General features: G+C 69.9%; 5 protein-coding genes. 2 read left to right on the top strand and 3 right to left on the bottom strand.

The annotated features are described in order from the left end of the window. Positions 1-63 precede the first annotated feature (63 nt). Positions 64-558 (bottom strand): bacterioferritin, encoded by a 495-nt coding sequence (gene bfr, locus HW445_RS20180; RefSeq protein WP_151772857.1) that lies wholly within the window; start codon positions 556-558, stop codon positions 64-66. Positions 559-727: 169 nt separating this feature from the next. On the opposite strand from bfr, the gene HW445_RS20175 reads away from it, so the two are divergent. Next, on the top strand, positions 728-1,360 hold the full coding sequence (locus HW445_RS20175) for a sulfite oxidase-like oxidoreductase (RefSeq protein ID WP_180222391.1): 633 nt from the start codon (positions 728-730) through the stop codon (positions 1,358-1,360). A 7-nt stretch (positions 1,361-1,367) separates the two neighbouring features. On the opposite strand, the gene HW445_RS20170 is transcribed toward HW445_RS20175, so the two are convergent. Together HW445_RS20170 and HW445_RS20165 are read right to left on the bottom strand one after the other, a co-directional pair. Continuing rightward, positions 1,368-2,240 carry a deoxyribonuclease IV gene (locus tag HW445_RS20170; protein ID WP_180222390.1) on the bottom strand — a complete coding sequence of 291 codons (873 nt, stop codon included), beginning with the start codon at positions 2,238-2,240 and terminating at the stop codon, positions 1,368-1,370. Positions 2,241-2,364: 124 nt separating this feature from the next. Beyond that, a complete protein-coding gene (locus tag HW445_RS20165) occupies positions 2,365-2,733 on the bottom strand; it encodes a VOC family protein (protein ID WP_180222389.1) in 369 nt (122 codons plus the stop codon). Positions 2,734-3,116: 383 nt separating this feature from the next. Here HW445_RS20165 and HW445_RS20160 point away from each other — a divergent pair, with 383 nt between their 5' ends. Then, positions 3,117-4,079 (top strand): PHB depolymerase family esterase, encoded by a 963-nt coding sequence (locus HW445_RS20160; RefSeq protein WP_308799550.1) that lies wholly within the window; start codon positions 3,117-3,119, stop codon positions 4,077-4,079. Positions 4,080-4,301 lie beyond the last annotated feature (222 nt).

Here is a 4,301-nt window from a genome sequence, read left to right as displayed (position 1 = left end):
GCTGGACGCCGCCCGGGCCCCGTGCCGACGCCGCCTGGGAACCGCCCGGGCTCCGTCCTCCGCTCAGCCCGCGTCGGCGTCCGGCTGGGACTGCTCGATCACCGTCGAGATGTACAGCGACTCACCCAGCTTCTCGATCAGCTCCAGCTGGGTCTCCAGGTAGTCGATGTGCTGCTCCTCGTCCGCCAGGATCGCCTCGAAGATGTTGGCCGAGGTGATGTCGTTCTTCGCCCGCATCACCTCGACGCCGCGCCGCAGCCGGTCGATGGCCTCGACCTCGACCTGCCGGTCCGCCTCGAACATCTCGGTGATGGTCTGCCCCACGCGGACGTGGAAGAGCCGCTGGTAGTTCGGCAGGCCGTCCAGCATCAGGATGCGCTCGGTGAGCACCTCCGCGTGCCGCATCTCGTCGAAGGACTCCGCACGGGTGTAGCGGGCCAGCTTGGTCCAGCCCTTGTGGTCCTGGAGCTTGGAGTGCAGGAAGTACTGGTTGATCGCCGTCAGCTCGGCGGTCAGCTGCTCGTTGAGGAACTCGATGACCTCGGGGTCGCCCTGCATGCGGCGGGTCCTTCCACGCGCGGTTCGGATGTGACTGCTGCGCCCGCATGATGGCAACCAGCCGTCGCCACGTCCAGTAAGTGCACACTTACCCGTCTTGTACCTTTTTGCCCCTCGGTCGGCCGAGGCGGCTCCTCCGGCCCGGAGAGGGTCTGTCAGGATGGGTGACATGGGTCAGCCGGAGGAACACGCGTCCGGGGAAGCGGCACAGCCGGGACTTCCCCCGGGGCAGCGCCTGCAGCGGGGCTGGCCGGTGACCCACTACGGACCGGTGCCGCGGTTCCGGCCGGAGCGGTGGGAGTTCCAGGTCTTCGGCGCCACCGCCGACGGGCTCAAGCACTCCTGGAACCACGGCGAGTTCGGCGCCCTGCCGCGCAGCACGGTCGTCGCCGACCTGCACTGCGTCACCCGGTTCAGCATGCTGGGCGCCGAGTGGAGCGGCGTGCCCGCCCAGGTCGTCCTGGACGCCGCGCCGCCCGCGCCGGACGTCACCCATGTGATGGTCTGGGCCGAGTACGGCTTCAGCTCCAACATGCGGCTGGCGGACTTCGCCGCCGGGCACACCATCTTCGCCACCCACAAGGACGGCGAGCTCCTCACCGCCGAGCACGGCTTCCCGCTGCGGCTGATCGTGCCGCACCTGTACGCCTGGAAGGGGCCCAAATGGGTCCGCGCCGTCGAGTACATGACGGCGGACCGGCGCGGTTTCTGGGAGGAGCGGGGGTACCACAACGTCGGGGACCCCTGGAAGGAGCAGCGGTACTCCTACCAGGAGCAACCGGGCGAGGGCCCGGACCTGTAGGTCCGCCCTACGACTGCTGTTCCCGCAGCTTCTTCAGCCGCTCGACGTCGGCCGCGTGCCCTTCCTTGCCGCCCGGCGTCTCGATGACCAGCGGCACGCCCTCCGTCGCCGGATGACGCAGCAGCTCCCCGAACGGGTCCTCGCCGATGTGGCCCTCACCGATGTTGGCGTGCCGGTCCTTGTGCGCGCCGACGACGTCCTTGGAGTCGTTGGCGTGGATCAGCTTCAGGCGGCCCGGGCCGACCGTCGCCACCAGCTCGTCGAGCGTCTGCCGCATGCCGTGCGGGCCGGTCAGGTCGTGCCCGGCGGCGAAGATGTGGCAGGTGTCCAGGCAGATCCCCAGCTTGGGGTGCGCGTCCAGGGCCTCGAAGTAGGGCCCGAAGTCCTCGGCGCGGGAGCAGAGGGACGAGCCCTGGCCGGCGGTGGACTCGATCAGCAGGAACGGGTCGTCGTCGTGGGTCAGCTCGTCCAGCAGCGGCAGCATGTGCTCGCGGACCTGCTGCAGCGCCACGGCCCGCTCCCGCCCGCCGGTGGCGCTGCCGGTGTGCACGACGACGCCCAGCGCGCCGATCTCGCGGCCGCGGCGGAGGGAATGCCGCAGCGAGTCCACGGAGCGTTCCACCGTGGCCTCGGTGTGCGAGCCGAAGTTGATCAGGTACGGGGCGTGCACGTACGCCGGTATCGCCTCCTCGGCGCAGGCGGCGCGGAACGCCTCGTCCTGGGCCGGGTTCCCGGTGGGCGTGGCCCATCCGCGGGGGTTGGCGACGAAGACCTGCACGGTCTCGGCGGCCAGCTCCCTGGCGTAGGACAGGCCGACGGTGCTGAGGCCGCCGGCGACGGGGACGTGCCCGCCGACGGGGTTGCGCTGCGCGAACTTCACCCACCCAGGGTGCCACGACGGCCGCCGCGCCCATCCGGTCGCCCCTGTTTCTGCGCCCCTCCTGCTCAGTTCCGCGCTGCTGGGCGGGGTGGCCCACGACCTTCACCAGCACCGCGGAACATCGTCACCGGGCCGGGATCGCCTGGGTGAGGTTCACCGGGTTGCCGTCGGGGTCCTGGATGTGGGCGACGCGCTGTCCCCACGGCATGTCGTTGGCGCCGCTGCTGACGGTCCCGCCCAGCGCCTCCACCCGGCCGAGTGTCTCGTCGACGTCCTCGACACCGATGCTGAGCAGGATCCGCGGTGCCTCCCGGTCTCCCGGGTTCGCCTTGGCCACCAGCCCGAGGTCGGTGTCACCGACGCGCACGCCGATGGAGAAGGCCAGGCCTTTCGCCGGCGTCCGGAAGATCTCCTCAGCGCCGAACAACTCCGTGTAGAAGCCGACCAGAACGTCCTGGTCGGCGGTCAAGATCACTGGCTGGGTGGCGGACACGGCACTCCTGTCGAGAACGGTCTTGTCGCTGGATGGACCGTTCGAGGGCGGTGCACTCATCGGCAGAACCACCCCGCGGGAGGATCTGCGACACAGCGTGCCGCCGCCGACCGGCACGGGCACCCCACAACGAGGTCATGCCCCCTGCCGACCAGCCGCTTCACGATGGCGGAGCTTCCCGCTCGGCGGGGACCTGTTCGACGGCTGGGCGTAGAGGAATGCCGACTCTCATGTGTGGCGGGGTTGTTGCCGACTCCAACTGACGCCCTTACCGTGTGCGCGTCGTTCGTGATCAATTCGGAAACTTTCGAGGTCAAGGGCCTGTTGCCCTGCAGTGTGGGTTGCGGCAATCCAGACGTCCCCGACAAGGAGAGGGCGGCCACGTGACGGTCCAACGAAAGTCGCGGAGAGGCGTCGCCCTGCTGGCGGCGTTCGCCGGGGTGGTCACCCTGCTCGCCGCCTGTCAGGCGTCGGCGGAACCGAGCAGGAAACCCGCCTCCCTCACCGAGGTGACTGACTTCGGGAAGAACCCGGGCGGCCTGCGCATGTACGAGTACGTGCCGAACAGTGCCGGGGCGCATCCGCCGGTGCTGGTGGCGGTCCACCAGTGCACCGGCTCCGGGCCCGGCTTCCACGCGGGCACGGCGTTCGCCGAGCTGGCCGACCGGTACGGGTTCATCGTCGTCTACCCGGACGCCAACTCCGAGGGTCAGTGTTTCGACACGGCCTCCTCGCAGGCGCTGAAGCGCGACGGCGACAGCGATCCGACGAGCGTGGTCTCCATGGTGAAATACGCCGAAGAGCACCACAAGGCCGATGCCGGGCGGGTGTACGTCACCGGCGCCTCGTCCGGGGCGAACATGACCAACGTGCTCCTGGCCGACTACCCCGATCTCTTCAAGGCCGGGTCGGTCTTCATGGGCGTGCCGTTCGGCTGCTTCCCCATCGACGACTACGGGTCGGACGGGTGGAGGGAATGCTCCAGCGGTCGGCACACCAAAACCCCGCAGAAGTGGGGTGACCTGGTGCGTGACGCGTACCCGGGCTACAAGGGCGCCCGGCCGCGGGTGCAGCTGTGGCACGGAACCGAGGACGACACGCTGAACCACAAGAACCTCGGCGAAGAGATCAAACAGTGGACCGACGTGCTGGGGGTGAGCCCGGAGCCGGTGCTCACCGACAGGCCGAAGTCAGGCTGGACCCGCACCCGCTACGAAGACGACGGCAAGCAGCCGCCCCTCGAGGTGATCAGCGTCGAAGGCGGGCAGCACGACTTCCCGAACTCCGGCATGGAGGCCATGGCCATCTCTTTCCTCGGCCTCGACCGGAGCGACAACCAGGGGTGACGAGGGCCTGGCGGCGGCCTCGGGGCCCGACGCGCCCTCGCGTCGGGTCCTCCAGGTCACCTCGACGGCAAGGTGCCCTGGCAGGGCTGCGTTGCGGCAAAACCGGCCAGGGGCCGACGGTGGCTGTCGCCGTGCCTTTGCGGCTGCCCCCGTGCCGTCAGACCGCCCCCGCGGGCCGCAGGAGGCCGAGCCGTTCGCGCCAGCCGAGGCCGGTGAGCCGGC

The organism is Streptomyces sp. UH6, assembly GCF_013421635.1.
Classification (GTDB): Bacteria; Actinomycetota; Actinomycetes; order Streptomycetales; family Streptomycetaceae; genus Streptomyces; species Streptomyces abyssomicinicus.
The sequence above is the reverse complement of the archived record's forward strand: the minus strand, read 5'-3'. Positions and strand labels throughout refer to the sequence as shown.

Bases quoted from the DNA above. Each gene is read 5' to 3' on its own strand.
- bfr (WP_151772857.1), bottom strand. From the start codon at position 558: ATGCAGGGCGACCCCGAGGTCATCGAGTTCCTCAACGAGCAGCTGACC.
- HW445_RS20175 (WP_180222391.1), top strand. From the start codon at position 728: ATGGGTCAGCCGGAGGAACACGCGTCCGGGGAAGCGGCACAGCCGGGA.